18 protein-coding genes are annotated in these 21,347 nt (G+C 65.9%); 11 read left to right on the top strand and 7 right to left on the bottom strand.

Annotated elements, in window-relative coordinates; genetic code table 11:
• Positions 1-84: 84 nt before the first annotated feature.
• The gene (gene parE, locus ACETPF_RS00265) at positions 85-2,061 is read right to left on the bottom strand and encodes a DNA topoisomerase IV subunit B (RefSeq protein ID WP_373932276.1); all 1,977 of its coding nucleotides are present in this window, start codon (positions 2,059-2,061) and stop codon (positions 85-87) included.
• 163 nt (positions 2,062-2,224) lie between these two features.
• On the opposite strand from parE, the gene ACETPF_RS00260 reads away from it, so the two are divergent.
• Positions 2,225-3,079, top strand: a complete 855-nt coding sequence (locus tag ACETPF_RS00260; protein WP_373932275.1) for an outer membrane protein — start codon at positions 2,225-2,227, stop codon at positions 3,077-3,079.
• A 70-nt stretch (positions 3,080-3,149) separates the two neighbouring features.
• Here ACETPF_RS00260 and ACETPF_RS00255 read toward each other — a convergent pair whose 3' ends face one another.
• A complete protein-coding gene (locus ACETPF_RS00255) occupies positions 3,150-3,836 on the bottom strand; it encodes a GcrA family cell cycle regulator (RefSeq protein ID WP_373932274.1) in 687 nt (228 codons plus the stop codon).
• Positions 3,837-3,954: 118 nt separating this feature from the next.
• Between ACETPF_RS00255 and ACETPF_RS00250 the strand changes: the two genes are divergently transcribed.
• Positions 3,955-4,824 (top strand): ABC transporter permease, encoded by an 870-nt coding sequence (locus ACETPF_RS00250; RefSeq protein ID WP_373932273.1) that lies wholly within the window; start codon positions 3,955-3,957, stop codon positions 4,822-4,824.
• 3 nt (positions 4,825-4,827) lie between these two features.
• On the opposite strand, the gene ACETPF_RS00245 is transcribed toward ACETPF_RS00250, so the two are convergent.
• Positions 4,828-4,950: a hypothetical protein gene (locus ACETPF_RS00245; RefSeq protein WP_373932272.1), complete on the bottom strand. Its 123-nt coding sequence runs from the start codon at positions 4,948-4,950 to the stop codon at positions 4,828-4,830.
• Positions 4,947-6,260: a UDP-glucose dehydrogenase family protein gene (locus ACETPF_RS00240; RefSeq protein WP_373932271.1), complete on the bottom strand. Its 1,314-nt coding sequence runs from the start codon at positions 6,258-6,260 to the stop codon at positions 4,947-4,949. The genes ACETPF_RS00245 and ACETPF_RS00240 overlap by 4 nt, the downstream gene beginning before the upstream one ends.
• 158 nt (positions 6,261-6,418) lie before the next feature.
• On the opposite strand from ACETPF_RS00240, the gene wecB reads away from it, so the two are divergent.
• From wecB to ACETPF_RS00215, 5 genes are all read left to right on the top strand, one after another.
• Complete coding sequence (gene wecB, locus ACETPF_RS00235) at positions 6,419-7,531, top strand: non-hydrolyzing UDP-N-acetylglucosamine 2-epimerase (protein WP_373933027.1); 1,113 nt, start codon at positions 6,419-6,421, stop codon at positions 7,529-7,531.
• A gap of 163 nt (positions 7,532-7,694) precedes the next feature.
• Entirely contained in the window at positions 7,695-7,931 is a 237-nt protein-coding gene (locus ACETPF_RS00230) for a hypothetical protein (RefSeq protein ID WP_373932270.1), read from the top strand.
• Positions 7,932-8,025: 94 nt separating this feature from the next.
• Positions 8,026-9,321 carry a UDP-N-acetyl-D-mannosamine dehydrogenase gene (gene wecC / locus ACETPF_RS00225; protein ID WP_373932269.1) on the top strand — a complete coding sequence of 432 codons (1,296 nt, stop codon included), beginning with the start codon at positions 8,026-8,028 and terminating at the stop codon, positions 9,319-9,321.
• A 99-nt stretch (positions 9,322-9,420) separates the two neighbouring features.
• Positions 9,421-10,116, top strand: a complete 696-nt coding sequence (locus tag ACETPF_RS00220; RefSeq protein WP_373932268.1) for a polysaccharide biosynthesis/export family protein — start codon at positions 9,421-9,423, stop codon at positions 10,114-10,116.
• Between the two features lie 81 nt (positions 10,117-10,197).
• Complete coding sequence (locus ACETPF_RS00215; RefSeq protein ID WP_373933026.1) at positions 10,198-12,222, top strand: GumC family protein; 2,025 nt, start codon at positions 10,198-10,200, stop codon at positions 12,220-12,222.
• A gap of 147 nt (positions 12,223-12,369) precedes the next feature.
• On the opposite strand, the gene ruvX is transcribed toward ACETPF_RS00215, so the two are convergent.
• Positions 12,370-12,840 (bottom strand): Holliday junction resolvase RuvX, encoded by a 471-nt coding sequence (gene ruvX / locus ACETPF_RS00210; protein ID WP_373932267.1) that lies wholly within the window; start codon positions 12,838-12,840, stop codon positions 12,370-12,372.
• A gap of 16 nt (positions 12,841-12,856) precedes the next feature.
• Positions 12,857-13,978, bottom strand: coding sequence for a DUF3089 domain-containing protein (locus ACETPF_RS00205; protein WP_373932266.1), 1,122 nt, complete (start codon positions 13,976-13,978; stop codon positions 12,857-12,859).
• Between the two features lie 126 nt (positions 13,979-14,104).
• Between ACETPF_RS00205 and gatC the strand changes: the two genes are divergently transcribed.
• The 4 genes from gatC (at position 14,105) to ACETPF_RS00185 (ending at position 17,909) form a co-directional block, all read left to right on the top strand.
• Positions 14,105-14,392, top strand: a complete 288-nt coding sequence (gene gatC / locus ACETPF_RS00200) for an Asp-tRNA(Asn)/Glu-tRNA(Gln) amidotransferase subunit GatC (RefSeq protein WP_373932265.1) — start codon at positions 14,105-14,107, stop codon at positions 14,390-14,392.
• A 120-nt stretch (positions 14,393-14,512) separates the two neighbouring features.
• The gene (gene gatA / locus ACETPF_RS00195) at positions 14,513-15,997 is read left to right on the top strand and encodes an Asp-tRNA(Asn)/Glu-tRNA(Gln) amidotransferase subunit GatA (protein ID WP_373932264.1); all 1,485 of its coding nucleotides are present in this window, start codon (positions 14,513-14,515) and stop codon (positions 15,995-15,997) included.
• A gap of 1 nt (position 15,998) precedes the next feature.
• Complete coding sequence (gene gatB / locus ACETPF_RS00190; RefSeq protein ID WP_373932263.1) at positions 15,999-17,501, top strand: Asp-tRNA(Asn)/Glu-tRNA(Gln) amidotransferase subunit GatB; 1,503 nt, start codon at positions 15,999-16,001, stop codon at positions 17,499-17,501.
• 24 nt (positions 17,502-17,525) lie between these two features.
• Entirely contained in the window at positions 17,526-17,909 is a 384-nt protein-coding gene (locus tag ACETPF_RS00185) for a hypothetical protein (protein WP_373932262.1), read from the top strand.
• A gap of 162 nt (positions 17,910-18,071) precedes the next feature.
• Here ACETPF_RS00185 and ACETPF_RS00180 read toward each other — a convergent pair whose 3' ends face one another.
• Complete coding sequence (locus tag ACETPF_RS00180) at positions 18,072-21,281, bottom strand: autotransporter outer membrane beta-barrel domain-containing protein (protein WP_373932261.1); 3,210 nt, start codon at positions 21,279-21,281, stop codon at positions 18,072-18,074.
• Positions 21,282-21,347: the final 66 nt, after the last annotated feature.

Raw genomic sequence — 21,347 nt, 5'->3', positions numbered from 1 at the left:
CGCGCCGATAAAGCCCCTCCCCTTCAGGGGAGGGGTTGGGGTGGGGGGACGCCACTCGCGCAACGTCAGGCGGATAGTTCCCCCTCATGCGTCGATCGCTTCGCCGTCCACCGCCGCCGCATTTTCCTGAATGAAGGCGAAGCGGTGCGCCGGGTTGGTGCCCATCAGCCGATCGACCAGGTCGCGCACCTGCTGCCGGTCCTCGACATCGTCAGGCAAAGTGATGCGGATGAGGCTGCGTGTCTTGGGGTCCATGGTGGTTTCGCGCAGCTGCATCGGGTTCATTTCGCCCAGCCCCTTGAAACGGCTGACATCGACCTTCTTGCCTTTGAACTCGGTCCGCACCAGCTCCGCGCGATGCGCGTCATCCTTGGCGTAGAGGCTCTTGCCGCCTGCCACGAGCCGATAAAGCGGTGGCTGCGCGAGATAGAGATGCCCGCGCCGCACCAGCTCCGGCATTTCCTGGAAGAAGAAGGTCATCAGCAACGTCGCGATATGCGCGCCGTCCACGTCCGCGTCGGTCATGATGACGATGCGTTCATAGCGGAGATTGTCCGGATTGCAGTCCTTGCGCGTGCCGCAGCCCAGCGCCAGGATCATGTCGGCGATTTCCTGGTTGGCGAGAATCTTGGCGGTGTTGGCGGACGCCACGTTCAATATTTTGCCGCGAAGGGGCAGAATCGCCTGCGTCTTGCGGTCGCGCGCCTGCTTGGCCGAACCACCCGCGCTGTCGCCTTCGACCAGAAAGATTTCAGCGCCTTCCGGGTCATCGTTGGAACAATCCGTGAGCTTGCCGGGCAGGCGCAACTTGCGGCTGTTGGTCGCGGTCTTGCGCTTGACCTCCTTTTCCTGGCGTCGGCGGAGCCGCTCGTCCATGCGGTCGATCACATAGGCGAGCAGCGCCTTCCCACGGTCCATATGGTCGGTAAGGAAGTGGTCGAAATGATCGCGCACGGCGTTCTCGACCAGCCGCGCGGCATCCGGGCTGGTGAGCCGGTCCTTGGTCTGGCTCTGGAACTGGGGATCGCGGATGAAAACGGACAGCATGATCTCCGATGACGTCATGATGTCGTCGGCGGTGATGTCCTTGCCCTTTTTCTGCCCGACCAACTCGGCAAAGGCGCGAATGCCCTTCACCAGCGCTGCGCGCAAGCCCGCCTCGTGCGTGCCTCCGTCGGGCGTGGGAATGGTGTTGCAGTACCAGCTGTAGCTACCGTCCGACCAGAGCGGCCAGGCGACCGCCCATTCAACGCGCCCCGCTTCGCCAGGAAAATCCTGATTGCCCGAGAAAAAGACGCTGGTCGCGCATTCCCGGTCTCCCACCTGTTCCTTAAGATGATCGGCAAGCCCGCCGGGGAATTGGAACACCGCTTCCGCGGGCGTATCGTCGCTTATGAGGTCCGGCGCGCATTTCCATCGGATTTCGACACCGGCGAACAGATAGGCTTTCGAGCGGGCGAGGCGGTAGAGCCGCGCCGGCTTGAACTTCTGTTCCCCGAAAATTTCCGTGTCGGGCACGAAGCTCACCAGCGTGCCGCGCCGGTTGGGCGCCGCGCCGACCTTCGCCAGATCGCCCTGCGGCAGGCCGCGCGAAAAGCTCTGGCGGAACAGTTCCTTGTTCCGCGCCACTTCTACCACCGTGTCGGTCGACAATGCGTTGACCACCGAAATGCCCACGCCATGGAGCCCGCCCGACGTGGCATAGGCTTTCCCCTCGAACTTGCCGCCCGAATGGAGCGTCGTCAGGATCACTTCCAACGCGGACTTGCCGGGAAATTTGGGGTGCGGATCGACCGGAATGCCGCGCCCGTTGTCGGTAATGGTCAGCCTGTTGCCGGCTTCCAGCGTCACCTCGATCCGGGTGGCATGGCCTGCCACCGCCTCGTCCATGCTGTTGTCGAGCACCTCGCTCGCGAGATGGTGCAGCGCGCGCTCGTCGGTGCCGCCGATATACATGCCCGGCCGCCGCCGCACCGGCTCCAGCCCTTCCAGCACTTCGATCGCGGAGGCGTCATATTGGGGCTGGGTGGCGGCGTTGGCGGCGAACAGGTCTTCGGACATGGCACCAGCTATAAGCGGGCGCGTGGCGCGCGCAAGCGTTGCGCGGTCGCAACACCAGCCATCAAAAGTTACAATCGCCTGTGAAACAAACTTCGCGTCGGGATCGTTAGCGGCGGGTCAGATGGGGATCAGCGTCCCTGTCGCAGGCGAGGAGTGAATATTAATGAAGATTTCCGCAATTGCGCCGCTTGGCGCCACCCTGGCGTTCGTCCTGGCGACTCCAGCCATGGCGCAGGACGATGGCGCTACGGCCGATTGGACCGGCCCCTATATCGGCGGCACCCTGGGCTATAACTGGCAGCCCAACAGCACCGCAAACGTCTCCGAGCAGCTGTTCTTTGACACCAACGGCGACGGCCAGTTTGACGATACCGTCCGCACGCCGGCCGGAGGCAATGCCTTTTCGCCCGGCTTCTGCAACGGCAAGCGCACGGGCCCGGCAAGCTGCTCGCGCGGCGACCGGGACGGCAAGGCGGCCTGGTCTGGCATGCTTGGCTATGACATGCAGATGGGCAATTTCGTGGTCGGTGCGGTCGTGGAGGCCGGCCAGTCCTATGGCAGCAACTATGTGACGGGCTTCAGCACCACCCCCGCCAGCTACACGATGGTCCGCCGTCTCGACTGGGAAGCAGCCGGCCGTCTGCGCGCGGGCGTAGCGCTTAACAAGACGCTGGTCTACGCGACGGGCGGCGTTGCCTATGGCAAGTTCAAGAACAGATTCCTGACCACCAACACCGCCAATACCTTCACCGAAAGCAACCGGACCGAAGATGATTGGGGCTACACCTTCGGCGGCGGCATCGAGCACAAGGTCAGCGACAATTTCTCGATCGGCGTTCTTTACCGCTACACCCGCTTCAATCCGAACGACTATACGGTGACGGTGACGCGCGGCAGCGCCCCGGCGAACAACCCGTTCGTCAATCCGGCGACGACTTCGGGCCAGACGGTCATCGGCCGCAGCAACGAGCAGTATACGACGCAGAGCGTCCGCGCGACCGCCGCGTTCCGCTTCTGATCGCCTCATGACTCAAAAGAAAAGGGCCGCCCCACCGGGCGGCCCTTTTTCTTTTGCCCCGTGCGCCGGATCAGCGTACCCGCGGCCCGCCAAAGGGAAGCGGCGGCGGCGGTCGCCGCGTGCCACGTGGCAGTTGCGCCTGATAGGCGCGCCCGCAATGCTCGACGCAATAGGGGAAGCCGGGGTTCACCGCCTCGCCGCAGAAATGGAAGTCCGGTTCGCCCGGATGACCCATTGGCCATTTGCAGATGCGTTCGGTAAGGTCGAGCAGACTGGTCTTGTCAGCGATTTCCGGGCTCGGCTTGGCCGGCACCAGCCGGCGCGGCGGCGCGGGCGGGATCGGGGCCTGCTGGTCACCCGGTCCCTGGCGCAGGAACCCGCCGGGGCCGACCGAGATGATGCGCGGCTGTGGCGCGGGGGCTGGCGAATCCTCGGCGGGGGGCTGCGCGGCGACCGGCGCGGCAGGAGCGACGGGCGCGACCGGGCGGGGCGCCACGATCGCGGGCTGCACCGGCGGAACCGGCGCAGCGGCGCGCGGGGCTTCCGGCTCGGGCTTGCGCGGCGGAGGCGCTGCGCTCTTCTTCACAGGCTCATTGGCCTTCACCGGCGACGGGCGCGACTGCAGCCCCAGGCGATGGGCCTTCCCAATCACCGCATTACGGCTGACCCCGCCCAGTTCGTCGGCGATCTGGCTGGCGGTCAGGCCGCGTTCCCACATCGCCTTGAGCTGGTCGATACGCTCGTCGGTCCAGGACAATGAAAAACTCCTCACAAATTCGCTCGTGCCTCCTATATGGGGAAGCGAGTGCGCGGGTTCAAATCCCTGAACCCAAACCCCTTGCAGCACAACGGACCAGCCGATAGTCGATCCGCCCATGAACGACCAGCCCCAAATTGCCCTCGATGCGACCGCTTCGACGCCGATGCCGCCCTTCGCCGAGCCCGGCGTGCCGCAGATCCGCAACATCAACTGGGCCGGCACATGGGCGCTCTATCGGAAGGAAGTGCGCCGCTTCATGAAGGTGCAGCTCCAGACCGTCTGGGCGCCGGCGATCACGACGCTCATGTTCCTCATCATCTTCATCGTCGCGCTGGGCGGAAGCGGCCGGACGGTCAGTCTGAATGGCCAGGCGGTGCCCTTCGCCGATTTCATCGCGCCCGGCCTCATCATCATGGGAATGATCAACGCCTGCTTCGCCAATGCCAGCTTCGCGCTGATGGTGGGGAAGGTGCAGGGCACGCTGGTCGATTATCTCATGCCGCCGATATCGGTCGGTGAACTGCTCTTCGCCCTGGCGGCCTCGTCGGTCACGCGCGCTGTCTTCGTGGGGCTTGCGCTGTGGCTGGCGATGATCGCATGGCCTGGCGTGCATGTGACGCCGGCACATCTGTGGGCCGTCATCTGGTTCGGCCTGCTCGGCACCAGCTTTATCGCTTTCCTGGGCGTGCTGACATCGATTTGGGCGGAGAAGTTTGATCATGGCGCGGCCATCACCAACTTCATGATCGGCCCGCTCGCCCTATTGTCAGGCACCTTCTATTCGATCGACCGGCTGCCGCCCTTCTTTCAGGGTATCAGCCACGCCAACCCCTTCTTCTACATTATTTCCGGCTTTCGCTATGGCTTCGTCGCGGCGGCCGATACCAATGTCGTCGTGGGCAGCAGCGTGCTGCTGACGCTCAACCTTATCTTCGGCACGCTGTGCTACGTGCTGCTCCAGCGCGGCTGGAAGATCAAGGCGTAAGCGTCAGATAAAGGCTGCGAAAAGGGGTACGATCAGCCCCATCAGGAACAGCGTCCCGGCCGCGATCAGCCAGTGATGCCAGCGGGGGAGGGCGTTGCCGCCCTCCTGCTCCCATGGCCGGATCAACTGCCCTGACCGCCGACCCGCGAAACGGCGAAGCCCGCCGCCACCGCTTCCTCAACGGGATAGATGTTGCGCAGGTCGACCAGCACCGGCTGGGTCATCACCGCCGCCAGCCGCTTCAGGTCCAGCGCGCGGAAGATGTCCCATTCGGTCACCAGCACCAGCACATCCGCGCCCTGCGCCGCCTCATAGGCGTCCTTCGCCATGGTGACATTGGGCATCATCGGCGCGGCGACATGCGCGCCCTCTGGATCATAAGCGACCACCCGCGCGCCCGCATCCTCCAGCGCCTGCACGATGGCCAGGCTCGGCGCGTCCCGCATGTCGTCGGTGTTGGGCTTGAAGGTGAGGCCGAGCAGCGCCACCGTCTTGCCCCGCGCGTCGCCGCCCAGCGCCTTGACGATCTTGCGTCCCATCGCCCGCTTGCGCAGGTCGTTGACCTGCACCACCGTCTCCACGATGCGGATCGGCGTGTCATAATCCTGCCCCGTCTTGACCAGCGCGAGCGTGTCCTTGGGGAAGCAGGAGCCGCCATAGCCCGGCCCCGCATGAAGGAACTTGCTGCCGATCCGGTTGTCGAGGCCGATGCCGCGCGACACGTCCTGCACCTCCGCGCCGACCGCCTCGCACAGGTCCGCCATTTCGTTGATAAAGGTGATCTTGGTCGCCAGGAAGGCGTTGGCGGCATATTTGATGAGCTCGGCCGTCCGCCGCCCGGTGAACATCACCGGCGCCTGATTGAGATTCAGCGGGCGATAGATTTGCCGCATCACCGCAATGGCGCGCTCGTCGCCAGTGGTGCCCACGACCACGCGGTCGGGCCGCTTGAAATCGCCGATGGCCGCGCCCTCGCGCAGGAATTCGGGGTTGGACACCACCTGAATGGCGAGGTCGGGCTTCAGCTCGCGGGCGATCCGCTCCACCTCGTCGCCGGTGCCGACCGGCACGGTCGATTTGGTGACGATGACGGCGGGCGCGTCCAGCGCTTCCACGATCTCCTTCGCGGCGGCATAGACATAGGACAGATCGGCATGACCATCACCCCGGCGCGATGGCGTACCTACCGCAATAAAGATCGCATCGGCACCCTTGACGCCTGAGGCGAGATCGGTGGTGAAGGTTAGGCGGCCGGCGGCGGCATTGGTAGCGACCAGTTGATCGAGCCCCGGCTCGAAGATCGGCATCGTGCCTGCCTCGATCGCCGCGATCTTGCCCGCATCCTTGTCGACGCACACCACGTCATGGCCGAAATCCGCAAAACAGGCCCCGGACACCAGGCCGACATAGCCGGTGCCGATCATCGTGATCTTCATAAAATCCGTATCGCCCCTGAAAGGATGTTTGGGTTGCCGGCCTCTAGCATAGCGGCAGGCCGTTGCAAAAGGCCGTGCAGACTATCCTACGTTCAGCCGATGGTTACGATTATCTGCCACAGCGGCGGCAGGCGGGACGGCATGAACGAAGGATGATGATGAAGGTTGCGCTGGTGTTCGGGACGCGGCCCGAAGCGATCAAGATGTTCCCGGTGGTCCATGCCCTGCGCGCGCGGCCCGGCATCGATACGCGCGTCATCGTGACGGCGCAGCATCGTGGCCTGCTCGATCAGGTGCTGGACATCGCCGGCATCGTCCCGGACATCGACCTCGACGTCATGGTGCCCAATCAGACGCTCGACGGCCTCACCGCCAAGCTGATCGTGGAACTGGGCAAGGCTTTCGACGCCGAAAGGCCCGACCGCATCCTCGTCCATGGCGACACGCTGACGACGATGGTGGCGAGCCTCGCCGCCTATTATCGCAAGATTCCGGTGGGGCATGTCGAGGCGGGCCTGCGGAGCGGCGACATCCACCATCCCTGGCCCGAAGAGGTCAATCGCCGCGTCGTCGCCTGCATCGCCGACATGAACTTCGCGCCGACGCAGGCCGCCGCCGACGCCCTGCTGGCTGAAAATCGCGATCCGGCGAGCATCCACATCACCGGCAACACCGTGATCGACGCGCTGCTCGCCACCCGCGACCGCGTGCTGGCCGATCCGGCGCTGGCGAGTGGCCTCGATGATCTCGCCGCGCGCTTCGCGGGCAAGCGCATCGTCGCCGTCACCAGCCACCGCCGCGAGAATTTCGGCGGCGGCATGGAGGCGATCGCCCGCTCCATCGCCGACATCGCCGCACGCCCGGACGTGGCGGTGATCTTCCCCGTCCACCCCAACCCCAATGTTCGCCCCGTCATGGACGCGGTGCTGGGCGACCTCCCCAACGTCGCGATGATAGAGCCGCTCGACTATCCCCATTTCGTCCGCCTGCTCGACATGTGCCACCTCGTCCTCACCGACAGCGGCGGCGTGCAGGAAGAAGCCCCCTCGCTCGGCAAGCCGGTGCTGGTGATGCGCGAAACCACCGAACGGCCCGAGGGCGTGGCGGCGGGCACGGCGAAGCTTGTCGGCACCGACCGCGCGCTGATCGTGCGCGAGGTTCTGGCGCTGCTGGACGACGAGGACGCCTATCAGGCGATGGCCCGCGCGCATAATCCCTTTGGCGACGGGCAGGCGGCGGAGCGAATCGCCGAGATCATTGCGGGCGCATAATAAACGCGACGCACCGGCCACAACCTGCTAGGGACGGCCCATCGCCGCGAAATCAAGCCTGCAAGCCTTCGCCCCGACCGAGAGACCATCGCGCTCCCGCTTGCCAAGCAAGGAGCGTTCCCATGATCCCCATCGTCCATTTCCGCGCCGCCGGTGCCCGCGCATGAGCCGCGCCATCAACGTGAGCGCGCCGGTCGCCGATGTCGAGGCGCTCTGCGCGAAGCATGACGTCGCCATTTCGGTCATCGAGAAGCTGACGTCGGGCGGCACGCGCGTCGTCCTGCTCAATCCCGACGGCGCCGATCGCATCCGCGCGCTCATGAAGACGAAGATCATCACGACCCCCGTCGTGCGATCGCCCATGCACATGGCGCGCCAGCCCGCGCCCCGCTACCGGTAACGCCCGGCCGGCCACCGCGCCGGCCGCCATTACCGAAATCTTCAGCATTTCCGGGCACAAGATCGGCCGAAATATCGGCGATCAAGGACCATCCATGCCCGTAGATTCCAAGCAGAAGGTTTCCGTCATCGGCCTGGGCTATATCGGCCTGCCGACCGCTGCGCTGATCGCGCGCGGCGGCGCGCAGGTCGTGGGCGTGGACGTCAGCGCCCATGTGGTCGAGACGGTCAATTCGGGCCGCGTCCATATCGAGGAAGTCGATCTCGACGGCCTCGTCCAGGGCGTCGTCGCGCGCGGCAACCTGCGCGCCAGCTTGACGGTCGAGGACAGCGACGTCTTCATCATCGCCGTGCCCACCCCGGTGGCGGAGGACCGGGCGCCCGACATTTCCTATGTTTTGAAGGCCGCGCGCACCATCGCCCCGGTGCTCAAGGCCGGCGACACCGTGATCCTCGAATCCACCTCGCCCGTCGGCACGACCGAAGCGATGCGCGACGTCATCGGCACCATGCGCCCCGACCTCAAGATGCCCGGCACCGGCGTCGCGGGCGACATCGCCATCGCCTATTGCCCCGAGCGCGTGCTGCCAGGCCGCATCCTCGTCGAACTGATCGACAATGATCGCTGCATCGGCGGCATCACCCCCCGCTGCGCGCGCAAGGCGCTGGGCTTCTACCGCCAGTTCGTGCGCGGCGCGTGCATCACCACCACCGCCCGCGCGGCCGAAATGGTGAAGCTTGTCGAAAACAGCTTCCGCGACGTCAACATCGCCTTCGCCAACGAACTGTCGGTGATCGCGGAGAATATGGACATCGACGTGTGGGAGGTGATCCGCCTCGCCAACCGGCACCCGCGCGTCAACATCCTCAATCCCGGCCCGGGCGTCGGCGGTCACTGCATCGCGGTCGACCCCTGGTTCATCGTCCATGGCGACCCCGAAAATGCCCGCATCATCCGCACCGCGCGCGAAGTGAACGACGGCAAGACCGACCATGTCGTCGCCAGGGCCTCCGACCTGATCGACGCCTTCCCGCATGAGGAGGTCGCCTGCCTCGGCCTCGCCTTCAAGGCGAACATCGACGATTTCCGCGAAAGCCCGGCGGTGAAGGTCGCCGCGCGCCTCGCCCGCCGCTACGGCCGCCGCGTCAAGCTGGTCGAACCCTATGCGCAGGCGCTGCCGATGGAATTCGCCGGCACCGGCGCGGAGCTGATCGATCTCGATACGGCTCTGGAACAATGCGGCGTCTTCGTCATTCTTGTCGATCATGACATGTTCAAATCGGTTCCCGTCGACGAGCGCGCCGGCAAGGCGGTCTATGACACGCGGGGAATCTGGCCGGATCAGCCGCGCCGGATGGTCGAACCCGCGCCGGGCCGTATCGCCGTCTGATCCGCGCCGCGCTTCGGCCCGTCCCACTTCCGGTTGCCATGGGCCTGTCGCGCCGCTAACCGCCTGCCTTGTCGGGGTTGTGACGAGGCAGGAGCGCGGATGAGGCAGAAACACGGCATCATCGCGCTTGCCTTGACGGCGGTCCTGCTTGCGGGATGCGCCACCGCGCTCGACGCGCCGAAGGGCGAATCCGCCTATGCGCTCGTCCCGCCAGCGCCAGCGGTCGGCATCGACTATCGCATCGCACCTGACGATGTTCTCCGCGTCCAAGTCTATCATGAACCCGGCCTCAGCTTGGAGGACGCGCAGGTGACCGCTGCCGGCATGGTGCGGATGCCCCTGATCGGCGATGTCTCCGTCGCGGGCCTCACCTCCGGCGAGGCGGCGGACGTGATCGCCGGGCGGCTGGGCGAACGCTATCTGGTCAACCCGCAGGTCACGCTTTTCGTCAAGAAGGCGGTTGGCCGCCGCATCACGCTGGACGGCGAAGTGCGCGAACCCGGCCTTTACCCGGTCGAGGGCCGCCTGTCCCTGCTTCAGGCAGTCGCGCTTGCCAAAGGACCGACCCGGCTCGCCGGCCTGAACCAAGTGGTGGTTGTGCGCCAAGTCGAGGGGCAAAGGCAGGCGGCGATGTTCGACCTTGCCGCAATCCGCCGCGGCAAGGCGCCCGACCCCGAAATCCTGCCCGGCGACCAGATCATCGTCGGCCTCTCGCAGGCGAAAGCGATACTAGGCGGGGCGCTGCTCGCGGTGCCCGCGCTTGCGGCCGGCTTCATCGCGCTGGACGGACGCTGAGCCATGGACATCACGCCTACCCCGATCCGTGACGAAAATGACAGCCGCTCCTATGGCTGGAATACCCGCCTTGCCGACCGGATGCGCCATTACGGCGCGGTGCTGCGCCGCCACCGCATCATCCTGTTCGTCACCATGGCGCTCTGCCTGCTGGCCGGCGCGCTCACCATTCTCCTCTCGACTCCCGATTACCGCGCGACCGCCTCGGTCGAGGTGGAGGATGTGCCGGCCGGTGCGGCAGGCTCCGGCGCGGCCCAGCGTGTCACCGCGCCCGCCGACACCGAAGCGCTGATGCAGACCGAGCTTGAGGTTCTCCGCAGCCGTGCCCTCGCTGAAGATGTCGCGCGCGATCTGGCCCTGGTCGGCACGCCCACCTTCTTTCAAGGCATGGACGAGCCCCGCCCAACCGAGGGCAAGGGCAGCCTTTCGCAGCGGCAGGTCGAGCAGGACCGCGTCGTGCAACTGCTGCGCGATCATCTGGAGGTCGATCTGCCCGGCAAATCGCGCGTTCTTCGCATCAGTTTCGTCAGCGCCGACCCAATCCTCTCCGCTCGCGTCGCCAACAGCTATGCCGACAGCCTGATCCGCGCGGACCTCAAGCGTGGCTTTGAATCGGGCGTACAGGCCCGCCGCTTCTTGCTGGGCGAGTTGGATGGCGCGCGCCGCGACCTTGCCCACGCCGAGCGTGACCTGGCCGTCTATGCCGCCCGCAACGGCGCGCCCGAACCCGCTAACGCCGACAAGCCCGCCCCGGAAGGCGTTACCGCCGCCCGCCTCGCGCAATTGAACGGCTTCCGCGCGCAGGCGGTGGCAGAGCGCATTTCCGCGCAGAAACGCTGGGAAAGCGCCCGCCGCGCCAGCGCCGACACGCTGCCCGAAGTGCTCGGCAACGGCGCGATGCAGCAAATCATGGCCGATCGCGCCCGGGCTCGCGCAGCGATCGCCGAGGAACGCCAGTTCCGCAAGGACGCCCATCCCGAAATGCGCGAGGCCCGCGCGAAGCTGATTGCGCTCGACGAACAGGCCGATGCCATGGCCGGCACCATCCGCAACAGCTTGCGCGAGCAATTTGAGGTCGCGCGGCGCGGCGAGGAGCAGATCGCGCGCGAGATCGCTGATTTGGAGCAGCAGGCGCGGATGGAGCAGGGCCGCGACGTCCAGATGGGAATCATGGAACGTTCGGTCGATACCTACCGGATGCTGCACGACAGCCTGCTCCAGCGATATCGCGACATGGCCTCGCAAGCCGGCTTCCAGGCCGGCCGGATACAGCCGCTCGACCGCGCCGCCGTGCCGACCCGACCCTTCTCGCCCAAGGTGGGGGAGACGCTGCTGTTCGCGGCGCTGGGCGGGCTGGCGCTGGGTCTTCTGCTGGTCGGCGCGCGCCATATGTTCGACGACGCGGTGACCTCCGCCGATACGTTGGCCGAGCGAGTGGGGATGCCGCTCCTTGGCGCGGTGCCGGTGACGGGCGACAATCCACAGCCGCCGGAGGTTTTCGCGCCTATCGCTTCGTCTCTGCTGCTCGCGTCGGCCGGCGGCTTGCCGCGCTCAATCCTCGTCACCAGCGCGCAGGAGGGGGAGGGGAAGTCGCTGACCTTGAACGCCCTGTCCCTCGCATTGGCGCGGCTCGGCAAGCGGGTGCTGGTGATCGACGCCGACATGCGCCGCCCGGCCCAGCACCGCCTGTTCCGCCTGACCCCAGAGGGCGGCATCAGCGAACTGCTGACCGGACAGGCCGACCTTGCCGATGTGGTGGTGGATACCGGCGTCCCGAACGTCTCGCTCCTCCCATGCGGTGCGGTGCCGCCCAACCCGGCCGAACTGCTTGCGACCCCGGCCTTCGACTCGCTGCTGAGCGACGTGCGCGAGCGCTATGACACGGTCCTGATCGACGCGCCGCCGATCCTGGGCCTCACCGACACGATGCTGCTCGCCGCCAAGACCCAGGTCAGCATGTTGGTGGTCGAATGGGGCCGCAACCACCATGGCGGGCTGCGCGTCGCGGCGGAACGCCTGCGTCGCGCAGGCGGCGCGGTGGTGGGTGCGATCCTGACAAAACAGCAGGGCCGCGCCTTCGACTATGACTATCACCGGGCGGGGTAGGGGGTGATACGTCCAACCGTCGCGCCGAGGCGGTTCGTGTCGCGCGGAGCATTGCGTTGAGCCGCTGCATATTTCGTTGATGTCATTACCAGGCCGCGCGCGAGTCCGGTATTCGGAGGGCAGCCTGCACAGCACGATCCAAAGGTATCAAAGCCCCCCGACCAGCCCGTCGATCGCGCCCTGCAAAATGTAGCTCGCCGCCAGCTTGTCGACCAGTTCGTCGCGGCGAGCCCGGCTGGCGTCGGCCTCCAGCAGGGTGCGGATGACGGCCTGGGTGGACCAGCGTTCGTCCCAAAGAAGGATCGGCAGGCCAAGGTCGGCGATGTTGTGGGCAAAGGCGCGGCTGGCCTGCGCGCGCGGCGAGCTGCTGCCATCGAGATTGAGGGGAAGGCCGATGACGATGCCCTTCACCTGCTGCTGCGCGATGAAGGCGGCTAGGCCGATCTTGTCCTTGCCGAACTTCGTTCGCGCCACGGTGTAGGCGGGGCTGGCGATCGACCAGCCAGCGTCACACAGGGCCAAGCCGATCGTCCTGGTGCCGACATCCATGCCGATCAGCCGGCCCCCTTCGGGCAGAGCGTCGCGGAAGGCGGCGCGGTCGGTGGTCACCAAAGTCATGGGCTGGGCGGCCCTGTCACTCTTTCAGGAAAGCCGCCAGCCTTTTCTGGGCATCCTCCCGTACATTGGCCCAAAACAGGCCGTAGTCATAGATATGGTAGTTGTTGCCCGGCAGGGTGAACGGTCCCATGTCCACTGGATCGCCGATCATCAGCACGCCGCTGGTGTCGCAGCGGGCCGGGACGATCCCGGTCAGCAGCTTGGGTGGCTTTCCGTCCTCGCGGGCGTCGAGCGTGCCCTTGTTGGCGCTGGCCGGAGCGGCGCCGTTGAACGCGCCGGTGATCGGGTTGGTGCAGAGCATGTGGGTGCCCTTGCGCGGGCGGCCGGTATAGCCCTTGTCGCGCTCGAACGTCTCGATGATCGCGGACGGGTCTGCCGGCTCGGCATAGCTTTGCCAGCTGACGATGCAATGCGCCTGGTCGCGCCGCGCGCAGGCGGGGAGGCCGAGCGCGGGCAGGTCCGCCTCCACCGAAACCGGCCAGCCGACCGCATAGACGGCAGCGACGCGATCGGAGACAGGCTTGCCCGCCACCTGTTCGCGCAGCAGTTGCAGCAGGTGGCGAGTCCCCTGACTATGCCCCGCGAGGATCAGCGGGCCGGTCGGGTTCGCCTTGAGGAAAGCGGCGAACGCCTGCGCCACGTCGCGATAGGCGGCCGCGAGCGCTTGGTCGCCGGCGGGCTTGTCGGTCAGGAAGGCACCGTAATTGGCCTGCCGATAGCGCGGCGCCCACACCGCCCCGGCAGCGTTGAAGGCGCTGGCCTGGCCCATGACGAAGCGCATGGCCGTCGCGGCGGTGTCCTTGTCGTCAAGCCCGGCGTTCCAGTGGGCGTCGCCGAAAGTGGTAATGTAGCTTGTGGGATGGATGAAGAAAATCGCGGCCTTAGGCGCGCCCGCGGCCGGCGGCGCAACGCCCGCAGGAGTCCATAGGGCGGGATTGCCCTTCAAAATGTCGGGCCGGGCGATCCACATGCCGGCGTCAACATAGGCGCCGGCAGGCAGCGGCTGGACCTGCTGGAAGGGCTCGCGCGGGACCATCACCATGCGAATGAGCGCGTTGCCCCACACCCGATAGGCAAGCAGCGCCGCGATCACCAGAACGACGAGGCCCGCAATCACATAGAGGAATTTCCGCGCCACCGTCCCGTCTCTCCAACCGATCGGCGAAAGGCCACCGTCCGCGCACTGTCTGGCGCACGCGCACGTCCCGCGCAAGGGGCGCGAAAGCCGCTTGAAGCGCGCGGGCGCGGGTGGTAGCGGCGGCCCATGTCGATAGACCTTCAGACCGTGAAAAAGATCGCCAGCCTGTCGCGCATTTCGGTGACGGAGGCCGAAGCGCAGGCAATGGTGCCCGAACTCAACAACATCCTCGGCTGGGTGGAGCAACTGGGCGAGGTGGACGTGACCGGCGTCGAGCCGATGACCGCCGTCATCGCCAATCACCAACGGCTGCGCGACGATGTCGTGACCGATGGCAATGTCCGCGACAAGGTGTTGGCGAACGCGCCGCAGGCCGAGCATGGCTTCTTCGCGGTGCCGAAGGTGATCGAATAGAGCGCTGCCGCCTTCGCCGCTCGCCTTGGGCCTGTCGAAGGTCTCGGCCGACCGGAGGGAGGCCACTTCACGTCGCTCAGCAGAGGGCTTCGACAAGCTCAGCCCGAACGGGGATAATGTGTGACCAATCTTACCGACCTCACTGTAGCCGAGATCCGCGACGGCTTTAGCGCCGGAGACTTTTCCGCGCGCGAAGTAGCCGAGGCTTTCAACGCCAATGTCGCGGCGGCCAAGGCGCTTAACGCTTTCATCATCGAAACGCCGGAGAAGGCGCTGGAGGCCGCCGACGCGGCCGACCGGGCGAAGGCGGCGGGTGAACCGCTGGGCGCTCTGGCCGGCGTGCCGATCGGGATGAAGGATCTATTCTGCACCCAAGGTGTCCAGACCACAGCCGCCAGCCATATGCTGGAAGGCTTCACGCCGACCTATGAATCCACCGTGTCGGGGAAGCTCTGGGCGGCGGGCGCGGGGATGCTGGGCAAGCTCAATCTCGATCAGTTCGCGATGGGCTCCTCCAACGAGACCAGCTACTATGGCAACGTCATTTCGCCCTGGCGGCGCAAGGATGGCGGCAACGCGGCGCTGGCGCCCGGCGGCTCCTCGGGCGGGTCTTCGTCGGCCATTGCCGCACGGCTGTGCCCTGCGGCGACCGGCACCGATACCGGCGGGTCGATCCGCCAGCCCGCCGCCTTCACCGGTATCAGCGGTATCAAGCCGACCTATGGCCGCTGTTCGCGCTGGGGCATCGTCGCCTTCGCCTCTTCCCTCGATCAGGCCGGGCCGATGGCGCGGACGGTGCGCGACAACGCCATCCTGCTTGAGGTGATGTCGGGCTTCGATCCCAAGGATTCGACCTCGCTCGACCTGCCCGTGCCGCAGTGGGAAGCAAACCTGTCGAGCGACCTTAAGGGCATGACCGTCGGCATTCCGAAGGAATATCACCCCGATGGCCTTAACCCCGAGATCGCGGCGATGTGGGATCGCGGTATCGAATGGCTGAAGGATGCAGGCGCGAACGTGGTGGAGGTATCGCTGCCGCACACGCAATATGCGTTGCCGACCTATTACATCATCGCGCCGGCCGAAGCGTCCTCCAACCTCGCCCGCTATGACGGCGTGCGCTATGGCCAGCGTGACCTGCCCGACGGCGCGGGTTTGCAGGACATGTATGCCGCCACCCGCGCGGCGGGTTTCGGACCGGAGGTCAAGCGTCGCATCATGATCGGCACCTATGTACTCTCGGCCGGCTTCTACGACGCTTATTATACCCAGGCGCAGAAGGTGCGCGCGCTGATCGCCCGCGATTTCGAGCTTGCCTTCGAAAAATGCGACCTGCTGCTGACGCCGACCGCGCCCAGCGCTGCCTTTGCCCTTGGCGAGAAGCAGGCCGATCCGCTCGCTATGTATCTGAACGATGTCTTCACCGTCCCGGCGTCGCTGGCGGGCCTGCCGGCGATGGCGGTGCCGGGCGGGCTGGACGCGACGGGGCTGCCGATCGGTTTGCAGATTATCGGCAAGGCGCTGGACGAGCAGACGGTGCTGAACGCGAGCCTTGCATTGGAAGAACGCGCAGGTTTCGCGGTGCGCCCGGACAAGTGGTGGTAATATGACTGAATCAACCTATCGCATCCAGGGCGCAACCGGCGAGTGGGAGGTCGTGATCGGCCTGGAGGTTCACGCGCAGGTGACGTCGAACGCCAAGCTCTTCTCCGGCGCGGCGACCGCGTTCGGGGCCGAACCCAACACGCAGGTCAGCCTGGTCGACGCTGCCATGCCCGGCATGTTGCCCGTACCCAACCGGGAATGCATCCGTCAGGCGGTGCGGACCGGCATGGCGATCGACGCGCAGATCAACAAATGGTCGCGCTTCGACCGGAAGAATTACTTCTACGCCGATTTGCCGCAGGGCTACCAGATCAGCCAGCTCTACCACCCGCTTGTGGGCGAAGGGCAGATCGACATCGTGCTGGACGAGAAGAATCCGGACAGCAGCACCAAGACGATCGGCATCGAGCGCATCCACGTCGAGCAAGACGCGGGAAAGCTGATGCACGACCAGCATCCCACCCGCTCCTATGTCGATCTCAACCGATCGGGCGTGGCGCTGATGGAGATCGTGTCGAAGCCGGATATGCGTTCTCCCGCCGAAGCAGGGGCTTATCTTGCAAAGCTCAGGACGATCCTGCGCTATGTCGGCTCGTGCGACGGCAATATGGACCAGGGGTCGATGCGCGCCGACGTGAACGTCTCCGTCCGCAAGCCGGGCGAACCGTTCGGCACGCGCACCGAGACGAAGAACGTGAACTCGGTTCGCTTCGTCATGGCCGTGGTCGAACATGAGGCGAACCGGCAGGTCGATGTGCTGGAAGCGGGCGGCACGGTGGTGCAGGAAACGCGGCTCTACGACCCCGACCGCAATGAGACGCGGTCGATGCGGTCGAAGGAGGATGCGCACGACTATCGCTACTTCCCTGATCCTGACTTGCTGCCGCTGGAACTGGACGACGCGTTTCTGGAGGAATGCCGGGCATCGTTGCCCGAATTGCCGGATGCCAAGCGCCGCCGCTACGAGCAGGATCTGGGGCTGTCCGCCTATAATGCCGCGACGCTGACCGCCGACGCTGACACGGCCCGCTGGTTCGAGGCGCTGCTGGCCGAAGGCGCGCGCATCCAGCAGAAAAGCGAAGGAGAAGTCGCCAAGGCGTCGGCCAACTGGCTGCTGTCGGAACTGTACGGCGCACTCAACCGGCTTGGCAAGAGCCTGGAGGAAAGCCCGGTAAGCCCCGAAGAAGGCGCGGAACTTCTGGCGCTGGTGGCGGATGGCACGATCAGCGGCACGATCGCCAAGCAGGTGTTCGAGATCATGCTCGAAACCGGCGAGCGTCCCGGCAAGATTGTCGAGGAAAAGGGCCTCAAGCAGACCTCAGATACCGGCGCGATCGAGGCGGCAGTGGCCAAGGTGCTGGCCAACAATGAAGACAAGGTCGCCCAGTACAAGGGTGGGAAGGAAGCGCTGTTCGGCTTCTTCGTCGGCCAGACGATGAAGGCGATGCAGGGCAAGGCCAACCCGCAGGTCGTAAATAAACTGGTGAAGAAGGGGCTTGCCTGAAACGACTTAACTGTTTGATATGGCATGAGCAGAATCGACGGCGGGGGCGTCGTCGGGCTGCTTCTTTGGGGGTGCTTCATGCGTTTAGTTATGATTGGCGCGTTGGTTTTCGCGCTTTCGGCCTGTGCCTCAACCCAGACGGTTTTGGACAAGCAGCCGACGGAGGTCTTTCATTCGACCCAGTCGGCTAATGAGGTCGCTTTCTGCCTTTCCAACAAAAATAATGTGCCCGCGATGGATCGGGATGACGGCTCCAAGGTCGTGCTGCTCAAGAACGGCTATGGCGGCGTGTCGCTCGCCTTCTCGATCTACCCAGAAGGGACCGGCAGTCGGATCGAATATCGCAAGCAGTTCGGTACGATCGGCGGTATCTGGAAACAGTGCGTCGGGGCAGAGTCTCCGAAGTAGGATCAGCCTCAATCGACCCTGAAAATGAAGGGGCGCCGCCGGCTCGCACCGGCGACGCCCCTCTTTTGTGCCGTGGCGCCCTTGGGGATGGGCATTTGCCATGGCGGAACAGGCGGGTCGGGAGGGTCTGGGGGTGTGACCCGCCTGTTCATTCCCTAGACGTCACAGCACGAAATTAACCGTCGCACGAATCGACAGGGCGACATGGTCCTGCTGTTCTTCCGCGCCGACCTCGCCGCCGACGCGGAAGGTGTCGGTGCCGCCATAGAGGCGCGCGCGGCCTGTCCAGCCGCTGGTGCGATCCTCCGCCACCAGGGTGAAGCGGTCGCCGCCCTTGAAGAAGGCGGTGGTGTCGCCGAGCGATCCGCTGACGATCTCGCGCCGGCCGCCTTCCAACTCGACCCGGAACCAGCCATCCTCGCGGGTCAGGCTGCCCATGTCATAGCCGGCGGTCAGCGTCCCGTTCACCGTCGTTTCGTCGCTGGTGCGGCCGAGGACGGTGAGGTTGAAGGCGTCGCCGCCGCCGCTTTCGGCATAGCCATCCTCCTTCAGCCGGTAATAATCGATGCCAAGCGCCGGGCGCAGGCTGAAGCGGCCCATCTGCATCTGGTAGGACGCACCGGCGGTCGCGGAGTAAAGTTTGCCGTCCCAGTTTCCTTCGGCCTTGCGGATGACATCGCCGACATCGAACTGGCGCGATCCGTCGGACTGGATCGTCGCGGCGGACAGGCGGGCGAAGGCCTGGAACGGACCCCATTGCCCGCGCCAATGCGCCGCCAGCTCAAATTGGTCGGAATCGACTGCGTTGCCTGCATCACCCGCCGAATCGCTGGCGTGGATGTAGGCCAGGCCCGCCCCGAATGCGCCGATGCCGGTCAGATATTCCGCACCGCCCCCCGCGCCCCAACCGGTGATGTCGTAGGAGCCGGTGCTGCCCACGCTCTTCGCCCCGCCAAAGCCGACTTGCTGGAGCCAGAAACCGAGCCGCCCGTCCTTCGTGCGGTAGATGCCGTTGGGGTCCGACAGGATGCGTGCGGTGGCGCGCGAACCGGACGTCACCGCCTCGAATGTGCCGCCGGCATGATCGGGCAGCATCTGACGCAACGCCGCGTCGAGCATCTCGCCGTCCGCGATGCCGAGATAGGCACCCGCGACGGCTGAATCCTGGTCCAGCGCCCGAAAGATCGCGGGATAGGCCTGGGCGATCGAGCCCTGAAGGCCGAGGTCCGCGACGCTCTTGGCGGCGATCGAGAGGGTGACGGTGCCGGCGGCGGCGTCACCGCTGACGCTGCCCTTGAACAGATAAGGCAACACCGCCGCCTGGCCGAGCGTCGGCGCTCCGGTCAGCGACCCGGCGCGCACGATGACGTAATTGCCGGTCGATCCCGCCACTTGGGTCAGGTTCACCTTCACCTGAGCCCCGCTGGCGAAACTGGCCGCCCCCGCGACATCATAGCTGGTGTGCGTCCCCTTCGCCGCGTCGATGGTGACGCCGATGGTTGAGGTGCCGCTCGCCGACAGCGAGGCGAGCGCGACCCGGCCGCTGTTGGTGGCCGACAATGTGCCACCATTCAGCACGACCCCTACATTTCCGGCGTTGGCGATCGCGCCCGAGAAAGACGAGGTTCCGCCCAGGGTAAATGATCCGCTGCCGTCGCCGAAATCGACGTCTCCCGCCATTTTCGCGCTGCCGGCCAGGCTGAGCGTCGCGCTGCCCGTGCCAAAGGCGATGTCGCCGGTCAGGCTGGACGCGCCGGAGAAGGCGACGCTGTCATTGCCTGAACCCAGGGCGAGATCGCCGGTGATGTTGCCGGCCGAGACCGCCAACACGTCATTGCCCGCACCGAGCCGGATGTCGCCGGTGATGGAGGGTGCTGTTGCGTTGGCGGAAGCCAGCGCCTGGCTTATCGACACGCCGCTGTCGTTGGCACTGAGGTCGATGGCGACGTTCGACCCCGCCTTTCCGCCATTAGCGGTGACACGGCCGCTGTTGGAGAGATTGGCAAGCGTGCCTGATGCGTCAGCGATGGCGACGGCCGCGCCCTTGTCGGTGCTGACGGCGGTGGCGTTGACCGTGCCGCTGATGCTGAGGGTGGAGACCGACGCGCCGCGATCGATCAATATGGCGCGCGCCACGGTGCCATCCTTGCTCGATCCGGAGGCGGTGACCGTGCCGCCGACGTCGATCGTACCCGCGCTCGTACCGCTGCCGATGCGCAGGGCGGTGGCGTTGCTGTCATAGGAGGACGCTGCGATCGTTCCCTTGATCTGTACACCCTTGGCGATCTGCACCGCGCCGCCCAGGCCGCCCACCGACAAGCCGGTGGCGTCGATGCCGTCATAGACGCCATAGCCGGCAATGCTGCCGTTGACGATCAGGCCATAGCCGCTGTTGCCTGCTGCGACCGCGCCGATGCTGGTGCTTTGGGTCGCAGACCCGATCTGCACCGCCGCCGCGCGGCCATAGGTGACGATGGAGGCCGAGCCTTCGCTGGCGTCGGTCAGCCCGTCGCCGTCCACGTCGGGCTTGGTCGAATCGAGCGCTGGCGGGATGTCGAAGATGATGCCGCCGCTGACATTGCCGGCGATCACCACCGCCGAACCGCCTTGGAGCAGGTCGTCGGTGTCGAGCTTGCTGACGTCGGACGGACGGGTGGTCGATCGGTAGCCGGTGCTGGCGATGCTGCCCTGAATCTTGAGCGCACCGTCGATATTACCGAGGAGGGCCGCGCCGATGCTGTTCGCGCCCTGCACGGTGGTCGTGCCGCGCAAGGTCACATTGCCGGTGACGCCGTTGGCCAGCACGCCGACGCCATTGTCGCCCACGACCCCGATCGTCCCGCTGGTGGAAAGCGCGCCATTGAGCGCTGCGTCCAGGCGGATACCGGACGACTGCGTGCCTTCGATCGAAATGGTGCCGCTATGGTCGATGGCCCCGCTGTGCGCTGCGCCGGACTGAAGCCAGATACCCTTCTTGTTCGTACCCTTGGCGAGCGCTCCGTCGAGGTCGCCGTCGCTGTCCGTGTCGGTGGCGGTATAATTTTCCGTCAGGGTGATCGTGCCGCTGTTGGTGATCGCACCGCTGGTTCCAGGGGCGATCGCGATGGCGGTGACGTTGTCCGCGTCGTTGATCGTGATGGTGCCGGCGTTCGTCACCTTGTTGTTGCTGTCCACGCTGACGGCCGTGCCGCCGGTCAACGTGATCGATCCGCCCGACGCGATGCTGATGTCGTCGGATGCGCCGCCCTTAATGGTGGATGTCCGCACTGCCGTGGTGGTGGCGGTGCTGATCGTCGTTTCCGCCGCCGCGTCGGCCAGACTGAGCGCCGCCAGCGCCGGGGCGATGGCCGTGCAGGCCAGTAGATGTCGCATGATGTCTCCCTATGCGCGCCGCGTTCTGTTCTTCGCGGCCTGTGCAAGGGACGGCGCGGGGCGGCG

Source organism: Sphingobium agrisoli, from assembly GCF_041877245.1.
Classification (GTDB): Bacteria; Pseudomonadota; Alphaproteobacteria; order Sphingomonadales; family Sphingomonadaceae; genus Sphingobium.
The sequence above is the reverse complement of the archived record's forward strand: the minus strand, read 5'-3'. Positions and strand labels throughout refer to the sequence as shown.

Excerpts from the sequence above, each read along its gene's own strand:
- ACETPF_RS00230 (WP_373932270.1), top strand. The coding sequence starts at position 7,695 with ATGAGCCGCGCCATCAACGTGAGCGCGCCGGTCGCCGATGTCGAGGCG.
- ACETPF_RS00180 (WP_373932261.1), bottom strand. The coding sequence starts at position 21,281 with ATGCGACATCTACTGGCCTGCACGGCCATCGCCCCGGCGCTGGCGGCG.
- ruvX (WP_373932267.1), bottom strand. The coding sequence starts at position 12,840 with ATGACTTTGGTGACCACCGACCGCGCCGCCTTCCGCGACGCTCTGCCC.
- ACETPF_RS00260 (WP_373932275.1), top strand. The coding sequence starts at position 2,225 with ATGAAGATTTCCGCAATTGCGCCGCTTGGCGCCACCCTGGCGTTCGTC.
- ACETPF_RS00250 (WP_373932273.1), top strand. The coding sequence starts at position 3,955 with ATGAACGACCAGCCCCAAATTGCCCTCGATGCGACCGCTTCGACGCCG.
- parE (WP_373932276.1), bottom strand. The coding sequence starts at position 2,061 with ATGTCCGAAGACCTGTTCGCCGCCAACGCCGCCACCCAGCCCCAATAT.
- ACETPF_RS00185 (WP_373932262.1), top strand. The coding sequence starts at position 17,526 with ATGAGCAGAATCGACGGCGGGGGCGTCGTCGGGCTGCTTCTTTGGGGG.
- ACETPF_RS00240 (WP_373932271.1), bottom strand. The coding sequence starts at position 6,260 with ATGAAGATCACGATGATCGGCACCGGCTATGTCGGCCTGGTGTCCGGG.
- gatC (WP_373932265.1), top strand. The coding sequence starts at position 14,105 with ATGTCGATAGACCTTCAGACCGTGAAAAAGATCGCCAGCCTGTCGCGC.
- wecC (WP_373932269.1), top strand. The coding sequence starts at position 8,026 with ATGCCCGTAGATTCCAAGCAGAAGGTTTCCGTCATCGGCCTGGGCTAT.
- wecB (WP_373933027.1), top strand. The coding sequence starts at position 6,419 with ATGAAGGTTGCGCTGGTGTTCGGGACGCGGCCCGAAGCGATCAAGATG.
- gatB (WP_373932263.1), top strand. The coding sequence starts at position 15,999 with ATGACTGAATCAACCTATCGCATCCAGGGCGCAACCGGCGAGTGGGAG.
- ACETPF_RS00220 (WP_373932268.1), top strand. The coding sequence starts at position 9,421 with ATGAGGCAGAAACACGGCATCATCGCGCTTGCCTTGACGGCGGTCCTG.
- ACETPF_RS00215 (WP_373933026.1), top strand. The coding sequence starts at position 10,198 with ATGCGCCATTACGGCGCGGTGCTGCGCCGCCACCGCATCATCCTGTTC.